Here is a 17374-nt window from a genome sequence, read left to right on the forward strand (position 1 = left end):
AGCAGGCCAACATGGAAATTCGGCATTTGCGTTGCTTCGTAGTATTGGCGGAAGAGTTGCATTTCACCCGTGCTGCGGAGCGCTTGCATATTGAACAACCCCCTCTTTCGCGGGCCATCAAGGAGCTTGAGGACGAGCTGGGGGTCGTACTTTTCAATCGAAACCGCCGGGGGACGTTACTGACTGCAGCGGGTGCAGCCTTCCTGCAAGATGTCCGTCGGTTGTTCACCGTTCTGGATCAGGCGCGAGAGAACGCAAAGGCTGTTGCGGCAGGCTTGCGAGGTAGTCTGCGCATCGCGATATCCGACGGGGCCATCGACCCCCGACTGTCGGCGTTTCTTGCCCGTTGTCGTGCAGAAGAGCCGGAGGTCGAGATACGTCTATCAGAAGTGCCTTTGGCCGAGCAGTTGCGCGGCCTGCGCTCGGGCGATTTCATGATCGGGTTCGCACATACGGCCGACGTCGGCGACGGCGTTGTTGCCGAACCAATCTGGCAAGACCCGCTGGTGATCGCGGTGCCAGCCCGGCACGCATTGCTCGTCCACAAGGAGGTTCCACTCCACGAACTGGGAGGGCATCCGCTTGTCTTGTGCAACCCGCACGCATGCGAGGGCTATTGCCGCGAGCTGGGACGCCTCCTGCAAGCGGTGGAGCACAAGCTGAACGTCGTGGAGAAAGTGTCCTCGCTGGACATGATGCTTACCTTAGTCGGCGCAGGCTATGGCGTCGGCTTCATGACGGCGACCAAGATTCCGGTCTCCCAACGGCCGGATGTGGTGATCCGTCCGCTGGCGATGGATTCCGCCGTGATCACGACCTACCTGCTTCGGTCCGACAACAGCAATTTGTCGGCTTCGCTGGAGCGGTTTATCGACCGCCTGCGCGACTCTTCGGTCGGCTGACGAAGCCCCGCCGGCGGACATCCTCAAGTATCGGTTTCGGCACCCAGATTGCGTTCGGTTGCGGCCATCAGTTCAGCCGCGCTTATCCTGAGCGCCGTAGAAATTTTCAGTATGAGCGGAAGCGTGGGCACATGCACACCGCGCTCGATCTTGCCCATGTGCGAGCGAGAAACGCCTGCCCGAGATGCGAACACGTCTTGCGCGACTCCTTGGGCGACGCGCGCAGCGCGCACGGCCTGTCCGAAGGCTGACGCCGCCTCGGATTCATATGTCGGTGTGCCAGAAGGACGGCCTGGCTTAATTGTCGATTTCTGCATCAGCAGAAGCGTCGAACAATCTACCAAAATTAACCACGTTATAGTTAACGACGTTAAACTTCACTCTTTGCTGCATTGATTCGCCGTTCTGACCAGATCCCTTCTTGGGGGCCTTCAATGACTGATGCCACCAGCCAGTCTTCCCACTTGCGGCTCGCCATAGCACTTGGGGTGCCGTCGCCATCTCTCTCGACGCTTCTTGCCCTGCAGCGCGCGGAAGAGCCGGACACCACCATCGCGTTCTTTGAGACCTCGGGCGATGAACTGGTGACAGGCCTTCATGAAGGCCGCTACGACGCAGGTATTTCGCTTCAGAACGTGAGTGCTTCAACCATGAAGAGTCAACCTCTGTGGAGCGAGGGCATGGCCATTGCCATGCCAATGCGGTGCCCCTTACTGGGCCAGGCGAAGCTCACGATCGCCGAACTACTGGCCTATCCCATTTTCCGCTGGCAGGCGGAGACTTGCCCTCTGCTGGATCAGCGGCTGTCCTCCCTCATGTCGGCGGGCAAACCGGACATCGTTGAGTACGTGACTTCCTTCGAGATGATGGCGCTATGGGTCGCTGCTGGCTACGGCGTCGGGGTATCTGCGCAATCGCGCATTGAGGACGCACATGGATGGGGGATCGGCATGCGGCCGCTCCGCGACGGCCCCTATGAAATCGTGACGTATCTGCAACGGCCTCACGGGCAGACCAACTCCGTTTCCGAGCGGTTCGAGCGTAGAGCACTGCAAGTTGCCAGGGCAGGTGCGGCATAGCGGACGCTCCCCTATGGCCGGGGCATCTCACCCCGGCCATGGGTTGAAGCGTAAGGGTTAGGCCCCCTCAAACACCACTGCGCTGTCCACCAGCCGACGGACACTCTGCCGCACATCTTCGGGGATGGGCTGCGGGGCAATGGCCTCGGCCACATCCGTGTGATGCCGATAGTCGCCCATGATGACCCGGATGATCGCGGGCACGTTGGTCGGAGTGACCGCATCGATGGCGGCGCGATCGCCCAGGTCCGGGTGCGGCTGGGTCAGCATGCGGTACAGGTCCCAAGAATCCGCGTGCGGGCACTGGTTCATGAGCACTTGGACCAGCCTGTGCTTGAGCGGCACCAATTGCCAGTCGGGAACGCGCTGGCCCCGATTGCCCAGGCTGATGGACAGCAGCTTGCCCGCCTTCAACTCGCGGTTGATCTGATCCTTGGACTTCCCGGCCAGCTTGCCGAACAGCGGCACCGGCAGATTGTTCGGCGACTCGTAGATGGCCAGCATTTCCTCGCGCTCGCGCTGAATTGCGGAGACTTCCGGCTCCGGGGCGTGCGTCGGGGGCGGCGGCACCTGCGACAACCGCTGGAACGTGATCCCGCCGCTGTTCGGGGTCACGACAATGGGCGTGGCCACGACTGGCGGGACTCCGGGGGGAGTGGGCTCGGCCACCGTGGGGACAGCATCCGCCGCTTCCTCCACTTCTGCCATCACCGGCACCCCGTCGATACGAATGGTCAGGTGCGCGCTGGCGGCTTCCACTTCGCCCTGTTCGAGCAAGTCGAGGCGATCGGCCCAGTCCTGCATCATCCGGCGGCGCGGTTCCACGTACTTGGCGTGGTTGTAGGCCGAACTCACCTTGTTGGGATCGGAGTGCGAAAGCTGCGCATCCACCCAAATCTTCGGATAGCCGATCTCGTTGAGCGCCGTCGAGATAGTGCCGCGGATGCCGTGGCCGGTCAGGCGTCCCTCATAGCCCATGAGCTGCACGGCCTTGTTGAGGGTGTTCTCGCTGATGCGCTTCTTGAGTTCGCTACGGTGCGACAGCAGGTACTTCTGCGCCGGCCGCATCACGCCCAGGAGGTAGCGCACGATCTCGATGGCCTGCAGGGACAGGGGCACGATGTAGGGCGGCACGTCCTGCGGCCGCTTGCCGGCCTTGCGCATCTCGTCCTGGAGCTGCTTGACGACCTGTGGCGGGATGATCCACAAGCCCCGGTCGAGGTCGAACTGTCCAGGTTCCGCCAGCCGCAGCTCGCCGGTGCGCACCCCCGTCAGGAACAGCAGCCGGACGCCAAGCTGGGTCTGCCAGCCACGGGGGTTGTAGCGCCGCAGCTTCTGGAGGAAGTCGGGCATCTCGGGCAGGTGCAGGTAGGGGTTGTGGGCCACGGGGGGCTTGGGCTCGGCCACCACGTCCAGGTCGGCGGCCGGGTTGACCTCCAGCCCCTCGGCGACGACCAGGGCATAGCGGAACAACTGGTTGAACCAGGTGCGGACCTTCTCGGCGGTGGTGAACGCCTTGCGTTTCTCGATCGCTGCCAAGACGCCCAGGAGCTGGGGCCTGCGAATGTCGTAGATGGACATCTTCCCCAGGGTGGGCAGCACGTCCTTGTTGAAGATGCGCAGGATCTGCGACATCGTGCTCTGCCGGCCTTCCTTGAGTTCCTTGCGGCGATGCTCGACCCAAGCATCGAAGACGTTCTTGAAGGTGTATTCGCCCGCCAGCCTGGCCGCGTGTCGGCGCTGGTCGCGTTCGATCTGGGGATCGATCCCCCTGGCGAGCAGGGCTTGGGCCTTGTCCCGCTCGGCGCGGGCCTCGCGCAGGCTGAGGGCGGGATAGGCGCCCAGGGACATGCGCTTTTGATTGCCCAGCCAGGAGTAGCGGAACATCCACGACTTGCCGCCTGCGGCAGAGACCATCAGGCTCAGGCAGTCGTTGTCGTAGAGGGTGTAGCGTTTGCCGGTGGTCTTGGCCTGCCGGACGATCAGATCAGAGAGTGCCATTTCGAGGCTCCTAAGTGATGACTTAGGTCCTATGCTCGTCATGGTTCCCGCTCAGCCCCCAGCAACTATCCGGAAGCCGCCCCACCCGTATTCCTGTGCCTAAATTGGCGCCTAAAAAAGGCTGGCTGTGGGTGGATTTCCGTGGCGCTCGCTGGAATGAAAAAAGGGGCCGAAGCCCCTCTTTTCAACGACCTACAGACGTCAGTGGAAGTCTGTAGATCATAACTTGGAGCGGGAGACGAGTCTCGAACTCGCGACCTCAACCTTGGCAAGGTTGCGCTCTACCAACTGAGCTACTCCCGCATTGTCATGCGTACTACCAATCCAACCGTTTCTTAAAACTTCGCTGCTGGGCTAGCGCCGTAGCAGCGAGAAGGAGATTATGTCTAAACCGTGATTCAGTGTCAAGCATCCGCACCGAAAATTTGTGAAGATTATTCTCTCCGACCGCGCAAATCCCGCGTCTTCAGGGACTTGCACTCACATCTTGCCCGCGCCCCGCTCTCGAATCTGCGGCCACGCGCGGCGCAGATAATACATCATCGACCACAACGTGAGAATCGCCGCCACGTAGATCAACCATGTCCCCCAGAACCGTGAGTCGAAGTGCCACGCCCCCCAGACGACCGTGCCGTTGAACAGCAACAGCGGAATCGCCACCATCTGCGCCGCCGTCTTGACCTTGCCCAACTGATGCACCGCCACGCTGCGCGACGCGCCAATCTGCGCCATCCACTCACGCAACGCCGAAATCGTGATCTCGCGGCCAATGATGATCAACGCCACCAACGCATTGATCCGCCCCATCTGCAACAGCATCAGCAGCGCCGCCGCGACCATCAGCTTGTCCGCCACCGGGTCCAGGAACGCGCCGAACGCCGACGTCTGGTTCCAGCGCCGTGCGAGAAAGCCATCGAACCAGTCGGTCAGCGCCGCCAGCACAAACACGCCGCAGGCCACCCAATTCATCTCGACCGGCGACAACCAGGTCGGCGGCACGTAATAGACGCCGACCACCAGCGGGATCAGCACGATCCGGAGCCAGGTCAGTAATATCGGGACGTTAAAGGGCATGGCAGCATGAGTTCGGCAAACGGCGGTCGACACACGGCGCCCTCGGCAGCCGTACCAGACCCGCATTGTGCCGTGTCTGCCCCGTAGCGACAAGGCCGAGGCGCCGCGCAGCGGTTGACATGTGCGTCGGTGTGCCCCTATCTTGCTTGCAACCCTCCGCCAATAGCGCCGATCTCGTGAAACCGCCCTGGCCCTTGCCCACATTACGACGACCGCTGCTGTCACCCCACATCCTCATCGCGGCACTGGTCGGGATCGACGGCCTGCTGCTCGTCGCCTCCGTGCTGCTGCGCGTGCCCGGTTCACTGCTCATCGATCTCTTCGTGCGCGGCGACCTCTCGGCGCTCGCGCGCATCGAAGCCAGCCACCTGCCGCGGTTGCTCTTCGGCTTGAACGCCATCGAGCGCATCGACTTCTCGCATCTGCCCCGTGCGCTCTCCGGCCTGTCGCTCATCGCGCTCGCCTGCGGACTCGTCATCCGCGCGCGCACCGCCTGGGCCTTCACGCTCGTCATGCTCGTGCTGGCCGCCGCCATCAATTTCCACCTGAACCTTCGCTTCGACCTGACGTTCGCGCTCTCGCTCGCCTGCATTGCGCTTTTGCTCTGGTACTGGCGGGAATTCGACCGCGCCAGCTTCGCGGCGGCCACGCTCTACACGCTCGTCGCCGTGTTCGCGCTGCTCGTCTACGCGACGTTCGGCACCATGTATCTCGGCCACGAGTTCGCGCCGCCCGTCACCGACCTGGCCACGGCGTTCTACTTCGCCATCGTCACGATGACGACCGTCGGCTACGGCGACATCGTGCCGCACAGCGTCGACGCACGCCTGTTCACCGCCTCGGTCATCGTCTTCGGGATCAGTGTCTTCGCAACGTCGCTGACCGTCGTCATCGGCCCGCTCGTCGGCGGCAACCTAAAGAAAATTCTCTCGGGGAGGTTCACTCACGTGATACGAAAGAACCACTTCATCGTGGCCGGCGCATCGCCGCTCGCGATCAACGTGCACCACGAACTCACCAAGCGCGGCTGGTCGGTCACGGTCATCATCGCGAGCGGGAGCGATAACCCGTATCCCGAGGAGGCGGATGTCATGCACGGCGATGCCAGCGACAACACCGTGCTCACCCACGCCGGCATCGAACACGCCAAGGCCGTGCTCGCCCTGCGGGCCGACGACTCGGAGAACGCCTTCATCGTGCTCGCCGCGAAAGAGATCGCGCCAACGGTGCGCACCATCGCGTCCGTCAACGACAGCAAGCACCTGAGCAAACTCAAACGTGTTCAGCCCGACATGATTTTTGCGCCGCCCGTCGTCGGCGGCGAGCTGCTCGCCCGCACGCTGTCCGGCGAGACCGTCGACAACGAGACCGTCATGCGCCTGCTGTTCCACGGCGATACGTGACGCGCTGCGCGCGTCAGTGCAGTTGGCGATAGATCTGCTCGGCGAGCGTTGTCGAAATGCCGTCGACACTGGCCAGTTCGTCCACGCTGGCCGACGCCACCCCTTGCAACCCGCCGAACCGCATCAGCAGGCGCTGACGGCGCTTCGCTCCGATGCCCTCGATCTCCTCAAGCCGTGACGTCTGACGCGCCTTCGCGCGCTTGGCCCGCATGCCCGTGATCGCAAACCGGTGCGCCTCGTCACGAATCTGCGCGATCAGCATCAGCACGGCACTCTCGCGCCCCAATTCCAGCGGCGCGCGTCCATCGGCAAAGATCAGCGTCTCAAGCCCCACTTTGCGGCCCTCGCCCTTCGCCACGCCGACCAATCGACCGATGTCGATCCCCAGTTCGACGAACACCTGGCGCGCCACCTCGACCTGCCCCTTGCCACCGTCGATCAGCACGAGCTGCGGCAAATTCGCTTCCCCGTCAGACGCTTCGGGCGCGGCCGTTGCGGCGCCTGCATCGGCAGACTCGCCGGCCGGCAGCGCCGCCCCGTCGTCCGGCAGCACGCGCGTCTCGGCTTCGGCGCGCGCCACGTCGGCGGCCACGGAGGACGGATCGGCCGCATCGGTCACGTGAGCGGCCGCCTCCATCAAACGACCATAGCGGCGCGTGAGCACCTGGCGCATTGCCGCATAGTCGTCGCCCGGCGTAATGCCCGCGATGTTGTAGCGCCGGTATTCGCTCGTCTGCATCTTGTGATGATGGAACACCACGCACGACGCCTGCGTCGCCTCGCCTTGCGTGTGGCTGATGTCGAAGCACTCCACCCGCAACCGCGCCGGATCGTCGATGTCGAGTCCGATCGTTTGCACCAACGCGTGCGTGCGCGCCTGCTGACTCCCCTGCTCCGTCAACAATCGCGTGAGCGCGAGCTGCGCGCCCTGCAGCGCCATGTCGAGCCAGGCACGCCGTTGCCCCTGCGGCTGACGCACCATCGCAATGCGCCTGCCCGCTTGCTCGGACAACGCGGCGAGCAACTCGTCGCTCGGCAACGCATGGCTCACGACCAGTACCGGCGGCACCGACTGGCCCAGGTAGTGCTGCGCGACGAAGGCCTCGAGCAAACGCGATTCGAGCGATGCCAACGGGGTATCCGACGGCATGTCGTTGGCGATCTCGCGCGCCTGTGTGGCGGCATCGTCCGCGTTGGCCTCGGACGTGTCCGGCGCGAGCGCCTCGTCCGGCTCGAATTCGTCGGCAATCCCGCCTTCGACACCGCGCTCCACGTGCGCCGGAAAATACGCCTTGTCGCCAAGATGGCGCCCACCCCGCACCATCGCGAGGTTCACACACGCGCGCCCGCCCGCATAGGCGACGGCGAGGATATCGGCATCGACATCCCCCGCCGTCTCGACGGACTGCTGTTGCAGCACGCCCGAGAGCGCCTGCATCTGATTACGCACCACGGCGGCCTGCTCGAACTGGAGCGCCTGAGCGTACGTCATCATCTTCGCTTCGAGCGCACTGAGCACTTCGCTCTGACGCCCCGAGAGAAACGCCGCCGCGTTATTCACATCGCGTGCGTAATCTTCATCCTGAATGGCGCCCACGCAAGGCGCGCTGCACCGCGCGATCTGATGCAGCAGGCACGGCCGCGTGCGATTCGTGAAGACGGAGTCCTCGCAGGTACGCAGTTGGAATACTTTCTGCAGGATCTGAATGCTCTCGCGCACGGCCCAAGCGCTGGGAAATGGTCCGAAATACTGTCCACGGCGATCCACCGAGCCGCGATAGTAGGCCATGCGCGGATACTTGTGCTGCGTGAGCTTGAGAAACGGATACGACTTGTCGTCGCGAAACAGGATGTTGTAACGCGGATGCAACGCCTTGATCAGATTGTTCTCAAGCAGCAGCGCTTCGGTCTCCGAGCGCGTGACAGTCGTCTCGAGCTTCGCGATGCGCGCAACCATGAGCGCAATGCGTGGGGAAAGCTGCGTCTTGTTGAAGTAGCTCGACACGCGCTTCTTCAGATTGCGAGCCTTGCCGACGTACAGCACGCTGCCCGCTGCGTCGTAGTAGCGATAGACGCCAGGCAGGTTCGGCAACTGGGCAAGCACCGTGCGGGCGTCGAACGCCGCGCTGTCGGGCAACGCCTCGGCGGGGGGCTGAGCGGCATCCGCCGTCGTGGCGACCGCGGGGGCCGTGGCGGATTTGGCTTTGCGGGACTTGCGCGGCGGCGTGACGTCGTGGGCGTCTTCAGTCATGAACTCAGGCATCGGAGCGTCCCCGGGGGCGAAACCGTGCGATCGCGGCGGCACGCAAATTGTGTGCGACGGCATCGTCACGCGTCGCCAGCAGGCGCAGGGACTAGAATCCGAAGTTTAGACCAATCCGGGTTGCCGCCTCTCAATGTCCCTGCCCACTACGTTCTCGCCCGCCGCAACCACCCTGCCTCCGGTGCCGCGCTGCGATCTGTTCTGCACCGTCGTCGACAATTTCGGCGACATCGGCGTGTGCTGGCGGCTCGCGCGACAACTCGTGCGCGAACATGGCTGGTCGGTGCGGCTATGGGTCGACGACCTCGCGAGCTTCCGTCACCTGCGTCCCGACATCGATCCCTCCCTGGCCCGACAACGCTGCGACGGCGTGGACGTACGCCGATGGGATGCCGACTTCGGCCCGATCACTGACGACAATGCGCCGGGCGATGTCGTCATCGAAGCGTTTGCCTGCCAGATTCCCGACGCCTGCGTTCAGGCGATGCATGTGCGCAAACAGGCGGGACACGCGCCGGTGTGGATCAACCTCGAGTACCTGAGCGCCGAAGACTGGGTCGAGGGATGTCATCTGCAAAAGTCGATACACCCGCAACTGGGGCTCGTCAAAACGTTCTTCTTCCCGGGCTTCACGGAACGCACGGGTGGGCTCGCGCGCGAACGGGAGCTGTTCTCGCGCAGAGACGCCTTCCTTGCATCGCCGGCGCTTCGCGACGCCTGGTGGCAGCGCACGCTCGGACGCCCGGGCGCACCGAGGGACACGCTGGTGGTATCGCTCTTCACGTATGAGAACGCCGCGCTTCCGGGGTTGCTTGCGCAATGGGCCGCCAGCGAGACGCCCATCGTCTGCCTGGTCCCGCCAGGTCGGATCGCACCGTCGGTCGGCGCGTGGTTTGGCCGCGAGGTACTGGCGCCACGCGACTGTGCAACGCAAGGAGCACTGACGGCGTATGGACTGCCATTCGTTGCGCAATCCGAGTTCGACGCGCTGCTGTGGGCGTGCGATCTCAATTTTGTGCGTGGAGAAGATTCGTTCGTGCGCGCGCAATGGGCGGCGAAGCCGCTCGTCTGGCATATCTATCCGCAGGACGACAACGCGCACCACGTGAAACTCGACGCGTTTCTCGACCGCTATCTGAGCGATCCGAGCGCCGACTCGCCGGCAACCGGCGCCTTGGGACACGATGCACGCGAGGCGCTGCGCACTTTCTGGCATCTCTGGAACGGCTACGCCAGCCCCCCGCCCGACTGGCCGGCACTGGCCGCCGTCCTGCCCGAACTGAATCGCCATGCGCGGGCGTGGGCAGGCAGGCAGGCGGCCCTCCCCGACCTCGCGCGACAGTTGGCAAGCTTCGCCGAAAATCAGGTAAAATAGCTGGTTTTTCAACGCTTTGCTGCTGAACCTGCTGCACCGGACCGTTTCCAGGCGGGCGCGGGAATCAAGCGGCGAGTGGGCGTATGGAAGCGCTCAACAAGCGGCAAATCGCTTATTTCGTCACAGGATCTCGTTTTTTATGAAAACCGCTCAAGAACTCCGCGTCGGTAACGTCGTCATGATCGACGGTGAGCCCAATGTCGTGCTGAAGACCGAATACGTCAAGTCGGGCCGCAACTCCAGCGTCGTCAAGATGAAGTACAAGAAGTTGATGGGCGAAGGCCGTGGCGAATTCGCCTACAAGGCCGACGACAAGTTCGACGTCGTTGTGCTCGACAAGAAGGAAGTGACCTACTCGTACTTCGCCGACCCGATGTACGTGTTCATGGACGCCGACTACAACCAGTACGAAGTCGAAGCCGAAAACATGGGCGACGCGATCAAGTACCTCGAAGACGGCATGAAGTGCGAAGTCGTTTTCTACAATGAAAAGGCCATCTCGGTCGACCTGCCGACCTCGCTCGTGCGCGTTGTGGAATACACCGAACCGGCCGTCAAGGGCGATACGTCGTCGGGCCGCGTGCTGAAGAACGCCAAGATCAACGATCTGCTGGAAATCCAGGTGCCGCTGTTCGTCAACACCGGCGACAAGATCGAAATCGATACGCGTACCGACGAGTACCGCAGCCGCGTCTAAACGATTGCGACGCCGCCCGCGCCGTCTACGGACGACGCGGCGCGATCCGCGACCGTCAGGCAACAAAAAAAGCGCTCTTCCCGTCAGGGTTGAGCGCTTTTTTGCTTGGCGGGCGTGTCTCGCTTACGCGCCGAACGTCTCCACGATCAGACGCTTCGCCGCCTGATATTCCGGCTGCGCGAGCATCTTTTCCCAGCCGTGCACCTTGCCGCGGCCCTGCAGATGCTTGATGCGGCGCTGAGACGCGGTATCGGGCACCGACTTCATCTCATGCAGCAATCGGTCCGCCTTTTCCGGACTGTTGCAGATGAGGACCATGTCGCAGCCGGCCGCCATGGCGGCATGCGCCGCCGTCACGACATCGCCAGCGGCGCTCGCCCCTTGCATCGACAGGTCGTCGCTGAAAATCACACCGTCGAACGCATACTTGCCGCGCAGGATTTCCTTGAGCCACTTGGCCGAGAATCCGGCGGGGTTCGGATCGACCTGCGGATAAATCACGTGCGCCGGCATGACCGCCGCCAGCGACATGCCGAGCCAGTCATACGGTTGCGCATCGACGCTGAGGATCTCGTCGAGCGAGCGCTCGTCAACCGGAATTTCGTGGTGCGAGTCGGCCGCCACGAAACCATGCCCCGGGAAGTGCTTGCCGCAGTTCGCCATCCCGGCGAGAAGCAGGCCGTGATTGAGGCTCTTGGCCAGCATGGCCACCACGCGCGGGTCGGCGTCAAACGCACGATCGCCGATGACCGCCGACGTTCCGTAGTCCAGGTCCAGCACGGGTGTGAAGCTCAGGTCGATATCGCACGCGCGCAATTCGGCCGCCAGCACATAGCCGACGGCCGTCGCCACGCGCGTCGCCTTGAACACGTCGTCGTGCCAGAGCTTGCCCAGCTTGCCCATGGCCGGCAGGTGCGTGAAGCCGTCGGTACGAAAGCGCTGCACGCGCCCGCCCTCATGATCGACAGCGATCACGATGTCGTCGCGCAGGTCGCGAATCTGCTTCGTGAGCGCGCACAGTTGCGCGCGATCGTCAAAGTTGCGGGCGAACAGGATCACCCCCCCGGTCAACGGATGGTCGATGCGACGGACGTCGTCTTCGCTGAGGGTCAGCCCGACGACGTCCAGCATCACCGGGCCCGGCCTGCGCTTCGTCATTGCGTTTTCTCCGATGCAATATTGCGAATGTTGCCTACATTACGTGATGCGATCGCAAAGGCGACCGCATACTCTTTCTCGTCCGTGATCGAAATCTCGATCGACAGTTGCCGCTCGGCCAGCCACTGCACCAACTCCCCCGACGCCACCACGACCGGCTTGCCCGACGGCGCATTGAGCGTTTGCACGGCACGCCACGTCATCGGCCACCGCATACCCAGCCCGATGGCCTTCGACACGGCCTCTTTCGCCGCGAAGCGCGTGCACAGATACGCGAGTCCGCGCACGGCGGACCGGCTCTGACGCGCGTGATAAACCTTGAGTTCCTCGGGCCCCAGCACGCGCTCGGCGAACCGCCCATGGGTGCGCGTCATGACGCCGACAACACGGCTGATCTGGAGGATGTCCGTGCCTACGCCGTAAATCGCCGTGCCCCCGGACTCAGGGCCAGCGGCACGCTCGCCTGGTGGCGGCACGTCGGGGGACGAAGGCGACGGCATCGTCGGATCGCTCATGGGCAGCGCCTGATGGTGGGGGGGGGAAAGGCGTCGTGACTCAGCCGCGCGCCGCGATGCGGCTGGCGACCATGATGGCCTTCATCTCGCGCACGGCGTTCTCCCAGCCCACGAAAAGGGCGTGGGCGACGATCGCGTGTCCGATGTTCAGTTCGGAAATGCCCTCGATCGCGGCGATCGGCTGCACATTTTCATAATGCAAGCCATGTCCGGCGTTGACGCGCAGGCCCAACGACAGACCGAGCGCGACGGCGCGTTCGATGCGGGCGAACTCGGCCTCGCGCGTGGCCTCGTCGTGCGCCTCCGCGTAGCGGCCGGTGTGCAGCTCGACCACCGGCGCGCCCATGCGCGCCGCCGCGCGGATCGGCGCTTCGTCCGGATCGATGAACAGCGACACACGGCTGCCCACTTCGCCGAGTTGCTGCGTCGCGGCAGCCACACGGTCGTACTGACCGACGACGTCCAGCCCGCCTTCGGTCGTCAGTTCCTGACGACGCTCCGGCACCAGACAAACGTCGTGCGGCTTGGTGCGGCATGCGATCGCCAGCATCTCGTCCGTCACGGCACACTCGAGGTTCATCCGCGTGAGCAGCTTGTCGCGCAGATTCGCCACATCGTCGTCGCGAATATGACGACGGTCTTCACGCAGGTGCAGCGTGATGACATCGGCGCCCGCCGCTTCAGCCAGCAATGCCGCCCTGACCGGGTCGGGATAGGCCGTGCCGCGCGCGTTGCGCACCGTGGCGACGTGATCGATGTTCACCCCGAGGTCGATGGGGTTGCCGTGGAAGAAGAGGCTCATAGTTTTTGCAGGTCGAGCAGGATCTGCCGCGTGTTGAGCGGAACGCCGCCCAAGTGGTGGTTGAGAAGAAAGCGCATGAGCAGCTTGCTTTGCTGCACGGTCTGCGCCCGGGAATAATCGTCTTGCTCCATGTCGAGCAACGTCTGCCCGATGACGACCGGCCAGTCCGACGGTTCATCGCCGCCCGCCGGGCGTACCCCCCGGTCTGGATGAAACACGTAGCGGCGCTCGGGCGCGACCTTGCCGCGCGTCTGCGTGCAGCGGTCGAACGCCACGGCGTAACCGGTCTCACGCAGCAGCACGCGCTCGAATGCCCGCAGGATGATACCCGCCGGCTCACCATGCGCGAGATGATGCAGCGTGGTCAGATAGTGCTGGAAGAGCTTGTCGTGCGGATCGTCGCGCGCGCAGAACTTCACCAGCAATTCGTTCAGGTAGAAGCCGCTGAGCAGCGCATCGCCTTCAAGCGGACGCAATCCGCCAACCCACTCAGCCTTGGTCAGCGTACGCAGCTCTGCCTTGCCAAGCCAGGCGAGCGAGAGCGGCTGAAACGTCTGGAGTACGCCACGCAGCGCCGAGTGCGGACGTTTGGCCCCCTTCGCCACGAGCGCGACGCGGCCGTGGTCGCGCGTGAGCACGTCGATGATCAGGCTGGTTTCGCGGTAGGGATAGCTGTGCAGCACAAAGCCGGGCTGCTCGGTCACGCGGCTTTGCTCGCGCTCGGCCGCCCGGGCGGGCGATGGCGCACGGCGCACGCGTTTCGCTTCGCGCTTGACGGTATCGGCGGTGGCTTCGGCGTGCTGGAATGCGTCCGACGCATCGTCGTCGACACTCCGCGCGCGCGCACTGCGCGCCTGGCGAGCCGGCCGCGCTCCGATTGCCCCGGCGTGCGAGGTACGAGGGACCGACGTCAGCGGCGCACCGGCAGCCGAGGCGCTGCTTGCCGCCAACGTCACATCGTCCGGCGGTGCAATCTCGTCACGTAAGGTGTCCGGTTCACTCGTAGCCATACGCCCGCAGGCCGGCCTCGTTGTCGGCCCAGCCACCCTTCACCTTGATCCAGACTTCCAGGTACACGGGCCCGTCGAAGAGCTTCGCCATATCGAGACGGGCATCGGTGGAAATCTGTTTGAGCTTCGCCCCCTTGTTGCCGATGATCATCGCCTTGTGGCTGTCGCGATCGACCAGAATCGTTGCGAACACGCGGCGCAGATCCCCTTCCTGCTCGAATTTGTCGATGATCACCGTGCTTGTGTACGGCAGCTCGTCGCCCGTCCAGCGGAACACCTTCTCACGCAGGATCTCGGCCGCCATGAACCGCTCGCTTCGGTCGGTGAGATCGTCTTCGCCATAGATCGGCTCGCCTTCGAGCAGGTACGGACGCAACACCCCAAGCAACCGCTGGGTATCGTCTGGACGCTTCGCGGACAGCGGCACGATCTCGCGGAAGTCGCGCAGGTCGCCCACCCTTTTCAGGAACGGCAGAATTTCCGCTCTGTCGGCAATGCGATCGAACTTGTTGACGATGAGCAGCACCGGGGTGTTGTCGGGCAGCAGCTTGAGCACCTTCTCGTCGTCCGGCCCGAAGTTGCCCGCTTCGATGACGAACATGACGACATCGACGCTGGACAGCGTGGAGGTCACGGCGCGATTGAGCGATCGGTTCAGCGCAGTGGCGTGACGCGTCTGAAACCCCGGCGTGTCGACGAAGATGTACTGCGCATCGTCCGTGGTGCAAATGCCGGTAATGCGATGCCGCGTCGTCTGCGCCTTGCGCGAGGTGATGCTGATCTTCTGACCGACGAGGGCGTTGAGCAGTGTCGATTTGCCGACGTTCGGACGCCCGACGATCGCCACGGTCCCGCAGCGAAAATCCGTCTTATCGTTCATGTTTGGAAACTCTCTTGAAAGGGGGCGGCGCGTTGCGCCCTTCCCCTGAATGGGGCTCAGGCGGCGGCCGGGGGCTGCTTGGCGGCGTCCGACTTCTCAGCCGCAGGTTTTTCGGCAGACTTGTCGGTGGCCTTATCGGCTGCCTTGTCGGCCGTTTTTTCCGCGGGCGCTGTCGCCGTGCGAGCGGCACCGTTGCCAACGGGCGCCGTCATGGCCGGCGCAGCGCGCATCTGCCCGACGCTCTCCGCCATTTTCGCCTCGGATGCCGCAGCCTTCGCCGCCCGCTTCTTTGCGGCCTTGGCGCTCTTTTCGGCCTTCGGCTTGGCAAGTGCCGGCATCTTCTGCACTTCCTCCAGCGCCTTCTTGGCAGCCGCCTGCTCGGCCGCTCGTCGGCTCGCGCCCGATCCGCCGGCCTTGATGTCGAGCTTCGGCACCGTGCACTCCACCTCGAACTGCTGGTTGTGCGCAGCGCCGTGCGTCGCGGTCACCGTATACTGCGGCAGCGCAATCTTGTGGCCTTGCAGGTATTCCTGGAGCAGCGTCTTGGCGTCCTTGCCGAGCGTTTTCGGATCGACATGTTCAAGCACGGGCGTGTACAACCGCTCGATCACGGCATACGCCGCCTCGAACCCGCCATCGAGATACATTGCCCCGAACAGCGCTTCAAGGGTATCGGCCAGAATCGACGGGCGACGGAAACCACCGCTCTTGAGTTCGCCTTCGCCCAGGCGCAGGAATTCGGAGACGCCCAATGTCTGCGCGATTTCGTACAAGGATTGCTGCTTGACGAGATTGGCGCGCACACGCGAGAGGTCGCCTTCGTCGAGCTTGCCGTAGCGACGGAACAGGATCGCTGCGACCGAACAGTTGAGGATGGAATCGCCAAGAAACTCCAACCGCTCATTATTGGCGGCACTATGGCTACGGTGCGTCAGTGCTTGGCAAAGCAATTCCGCATCGTGGAAGCGGTACTGGAGACGTTCTTCCAGTGGGTTCAGAGATTGAGGCATGGCGCAAGTATAGCGCGACGCTCCCGCCCCGGCGCGCGTCGTCGCCAAGAAACGACGGGCCGGACCGCCTTGCGGCGGGCTTTTCGGACTCGCGAGAGGGGGCGGGATCGGACATTTCCGGGGTGACGATACATCGATCTCCCCCGTGTCCCTTTCCCGTCGCATCATTTAATTCAAAATTGAAAATAATAATGCGGAAATCGGCTTTTTATCGCCAATTTCCGCATTAATCAAACCGTCGCCCGGGGGGGATGGCCTCCCCGTCGACCGGCAAGCTTACTGGAAGCCGCCCAAGCGCTTGAGGTTCGAGAAATTCATCCAGATGAAGAAGGCCCGGCCCACGATGTTTTGCTCGGGCACGAAGCCCCAGTAACGGCTGTCCGCGCTATTGTCGCGGTTATCGCCCATCATGAAGTAGTTGCCCTCCGGCACCTTGCAGATCACGCCCTGGCTGTTGTACTGGCAGTTCTGCTTGTTCGGAAAGTCGTCGGCGCCCAGGATGTATGGCGGCACGTTCGGGTCGTTCAGAATGCGGTGCTTCACGCCGCCCACCGTCTCTTCGAACTGCTTGAAGTAGGCGATATGCTCCTCGTCGAAGTAGTCCGGCATGGCGGTCTCCGACACCGGCTGGCCGTTCACCGTGAGCTTCTTGTTCTCGTAGGCCACCACGTCGCCCGGCAGGCCGATCACGCGCTTGATGTAGTCCATCGACTCATCTTTCGGGTAGCGAAACACCATCACATCGCCCCGCTTCGGTTCACCGATCGAGATGATCTTCTTGTTGACCACCGGCAGGCGAATGCCGTAGTCGAACTTGTTCACGAGGATGAAGTCGCCCACGAGCAGCGTCGGAATCATGGAGCCCGACGGAATCTTGAACGGCTCGACCACGAACGAGCGCAGCACGAACACCGCGAGAATCACGGGGAAGAAGCTCGCCGAATACTCGAGCCACCAGGGCTGACGCAGCTTGTCGTCGCGCACTTTCGCACGCGCACTTGCGATCACGCCGCTATCCTGTGAGCCGGAGCCCTGGATGCCAGACCCCTGCGTGGCAAGCTGCTGTTGATCGAATTGCGCCAGGGCGTCCTGTGCTGCCCGGCGGCGCGCCGGTTGAAACACCAACTTGTCGGCCAACCAGGCCACCCCGGTCACCAGCACCAGGACAAAAAGAATCAGGGCGAAATTCATGCGGGACCTGTCGC

The 17374-nt window shown here is 63.5% G+C and carries 15 protein-coding genes, 1 tRNA gene and 1 pseudogene; 5 read left to right on the forward strand and 12 right to left on the reverse strand.

Translation table 11 applies throughout. From position 1 onward, the window contains the following. The first annotated feature begins 11 nt into the window (after positions 1-11). Positions 12-902 (forward strand): LysR family transcriptional regulator, encoded by an 891-nt coding sequence (locus OYT13_RS20660; protein ID WP_033996657.1) that lies wholly within the window; start codon positions 12-14, stop codon positions 900-902. Positions 903-925: 23 nt separating this feature from the next. On the opposite strand, the gene OYT13_RS20665 is transcribed toward OYT13_RS20660, so the two are convergent. Beyond that, complete coding sequence (locus OYT13_RS20665) at positions 926-1219, reverse strand: helix-turn-helix domain-containing protein (protein WP_079381700.1); 294 nt, start codon at positions 1217-1219, stop codon at positions 926-928. A 117-nt stretch (positions 1220-1336) separates the two neighbouring features. Here OYT13_RS20665 and OYT13_RS20670 point away from each other — a divergent pair, with 117 nt between their 5' ends. After that, the gene (locus tag OYT13_RS20670) at positions 1337-1981 is read left to right on the forward strand and encodes a LysR family substrate-binding domain-containing protein (protein ID WP_033996658.1); all 645 of its coding nucleotides are present in this window, start codon (positions 1337-1339) and stop codon (positions 1979-1981) included. Between the two features lie 57 nt (positions 1982-2038). Here OYT13_RS20670 and OYT13_RS20675 read toward each other — a convergent pair whose 3' ends face one another. From OYT13_RS20675 to pgsA, 3 genes are all read right to left on the reverse strand, one after another. Continuing rightward, positions 2039-3982, reverse strand: a complete 1944-nt coding sequence (locus OYT13_RS20675; protein ID WP_033996660.1) for a tyrosine-type recombinase/integrase — start codon at positions 3980-3982, stop codon at positions 2039-2041. A gap of 227 nt (positions 3983-4209) precedes the next feature. Then, positions 4210-4285 (reverse strand) — tRNA-Gly (locus tag OYT13_RS20680). A 177-nt stretch (positions 4286-4462) separates the two neighbouring features. Continuing rightward, positions 4463-5056 carry a CDP-diacylglycerol--glycerol-3-phosphate 3-phosphatidyltransferase gene (gene pgsA, locus OYT13_RS20685; protein WP_026131696.1) on the reverse strand — a complete coding sequence of 198 codons (594 nt, stop codon included), beginning with the start codon at positions 5054-5056 and terminating at the stop codon, positions 4463-4465. Between the two features lie 176 nt (positions 5057-5232). Here pgsA and kch point away from each other — a divergent pair, with 176 nt between their 5' ends. Beyond that, the gene (kch, locus tag OYT13_RS20690; RefSeq protein WP_261939775.1) at positions 5233-6459 is read left to right on the forward strand and encodes a voltage-gated potassium channel protein; all 1227 of its coding nucleotides are present in this window, start codon (positions 5233-5235) and stop codon (positions 6457-6459) included. Between the two features lie 13 nt (positions 6460-6472). Here kch and uvrC read toward each other — a convergent pair whose 3' ends face one another. Next, positions 6473-8710 carry an excinuclease ABC subunit UvrC gene (gene uvrC, locus OYT13_RS20695; RefSeq protein WP_157211368.1) on the reverse strand — a complete coding sequence of 746 codons (2238 nt, stop codon included), beginning with the start codon at positions 8708-8710 and terminating at the stop codon, positions 6473-6475. 145 nt (positions 8711-8855) lie between these two features. On the opposite strand from uvrC, the gene earP reads away from it, so the two are divergent. Together earP and efp are read left to right on the forward strand one after the other, a co-directional pair. Then, complete coding sequence (earP, locus tag OYT13_RS20700) at positions 8856-10097, forward strand: elongation factor P maturation arginine rhamnosyltransferase EarP (protein ID WP_268566870.1); 1242 nt, start codon at positions 8856-8858, stop codon at positions 10095-10097. 139 nt (positions 10098-10236) lie between these two features. Beyond that, positions 10237-10794: an elongation factor P gene (efp, locus tag OYT13_RS20705; RefSeq protein ID WP_017232520.1), complete on the forward strand. Its 558-nt coding sequence runs from the start codon at positions 10237-10239 to the stop codon at positions 10792-10794. A 123-nt stretch (positions 10795-10917) separates the two neighbouring features. Here the strand turns inward: efp and nagZ are convergent, their stop codons facing one another. The 7 genes and pseudogenes from nagZ to lepB form a co-directional block, all read right to left on the reverse strand. Beyond that, entirely contained in the window at positions 10918-11952 is a 1035-nt protein-coding gene (gene nagZ / locus OYT13_RS20710; protein ID WP_261939774.1) for a beta-N-acetylhexosaminidase, read from the reverse strand. Beyond that, a complete protein-coding gene (gene acpS, locus OYT13_RS20715; RefSeq protein WP_017232518.1) occupies positions 11949-12467 on the reverse strand; it encodes a holo-ACP synthase in 519 nt (172 codons plus the stop codon). Before acpS ends, nagZ begins: the two co-directional genes overlap by 4 nt. Before the next feature lie 40 nt (positions 12468-12507). Next, positions 12508-13269: a pyridoxine 5'-phosphate synthase gene (pdxJ, locus tag OYT13_RS20720; RefSeq protein WP_017232517.1), complete on the reverse strand. Its 762-nt coding sequence runs from the start codon at positions 13267-13269 to the stop codon at positions 12508-12510. Beyond that, positions 13266-14279 (reverse strand): DNA repair protein RecO, encoded by a 1014-nt coding sequence (recO, locus tag OYT13_RS20725; protein ID WP_261939773.1) that lies wholly within the window; start codon positions 14277-14279, stop codon positions 13266-13268. Before recO ends, pdxJ begins: the two co-directional genes overlap by 4 nt. Next, a complete protein-coding gene (era, locus tag OYT13_RS20730) occupies positions 14266-15159 on the reverse strand; it encodes a GTPase Era (RefSeq protein ID WP_017232515.1) in 894 nt (297 codons plus the stop codon). Before era ends, recO begins: the two co-directional genes overlap by 14 nt. A 59-nt stretch (positions 15160-15218) precedes the next feature. Then, positions 15219-16169 (reverse strand): annotated as a pseudogene (rnc, locus tag OYT13_RS20735) (ribonuclease III); the annotation flags it as partial. Between the two features lie 276 nt (positions 16170-16445). Beyond that, positions 16446-17360: a signal peptidase I gene (gene lepB, locus OYT13_RS20740; RefSeq protein ID WP_017232513.1), complete on the reverse strand. Its 915-nt coding sequence runs from the start codon at positions 17358-17360 to the stop codon at positions 16446-16448. Between the last annotated feature and the right edge of the window lie 14 nt (positions 17361-17374).

Origin of the sequence: Pandoraea sp. XJJ-1 (assembly GCF_026802345.1) — a bacterium.
In the GTDB taxonomy this organism is placed as follows: domain Bacteria; phylum Pseudomonadota; class Gammaproteobacteria; order Burkholderiales; family Burkholderiaceae; genus Pandoraea; species Pandoraea cepalis.

Excerpts from the sequence above, each read along its gene's own strand:
- uvrC (WP_157211368.1), bottom strand. The coding sequence starts at position 8,710 with ATGACTGAAGACGCCCACGACGTCACGCCGCCGCGCAAGTCCCGCAAA.
- pgsA (WP_026131696.1), bottom strand. The coding sequence starts at position 5,056 with ATGCCCTTTAACGTCCCGATATTACTGACCTGGCTCCGGATCGTGCTG.
- earP (WP_268566870.1), top strand. The coding sequence starts at position 8,856 with ATGTCCCTGCCCACTACGTTCTCGCCCGCCGCAACCACCCTGCCTCCG.
- OYT13_RS20675 (WP_033996660.1), bottom strand. The coding sequence starts at position 3,982 with ATGGCACTCTCTGATCTGATCGTCCGGCAGGCCAAGACCACCGGCAAA.
- pdxJ (WP_017232517.1), bottom strand. The coding sequence starts at position 13,269 with ATGAGCCTCTTCTTCCACGGCAACCCCATCGACCTCGGGGTGAACATC.
- OYT13_RS20660 (WP_033996657.1), top strand. The coding sequence starts at position 12 with ATGGAAATTCGGCATTTGCGTTGCTTCGTAGTATTGGCGGAAGAGTTG.
- recO (WP_261939773.1), bottom strand. The coding sequence starts at position 14,279 with ATGGCTACGAGTGAACCGGACACCTTACGTGACGAGATTGCACCGCCG.
- efp (WP_017232520.1), top strand. The coding sequence starts at position 10,237 with ATGAAAACCGCTCAAGAACTCCGCGTCGGTAACGTCGTCATGATCGAC.
- OYT13_RS20665 (WP_079381700.1), bottom strand. The coding sequence starts at position 1,219 with ATGCAGAAATCGACAATTAAGCCAGGCCGTCCTTCTGGCACACCGACA.
- acpS (WP_017232518.1), bottom strand. The coding sequence starts at position 12,467 with ATGAGCGATCCGACGATGCCGTCGCCTTCGTCCCCCGACGTGCCGCCA.
- OYT13_RS20670 (WP_033996658.1), top strand. The coding sequence starts at position 1,337 with ATGACTGATGCCACCAGCCAGTCTTCCCACTTGCGGCTCGCCATAGCA.
- nagZ (WP_261939774.1), bottom strand. The coding sequence starts at position 11,952 with ATGACGAAGCGCAGGCCGGGCCCGGTGATGCTGGACGTCGTCGGGCTG.
- lepB (WP_017232513.1), bottom strand. The coding sequence starts at position 17,360 with ATGAATTTCGCCCTGATTCTTTTTGTCCTGGTGCTGGTGACCGGGGTG.
- era (WP_017232515.1), bottom strand. The coding sequence starts at position 15,159 with ATGAACGATAAGACGGATTTTCGCTGCGGGACCGTGGCGATCGTCGGG.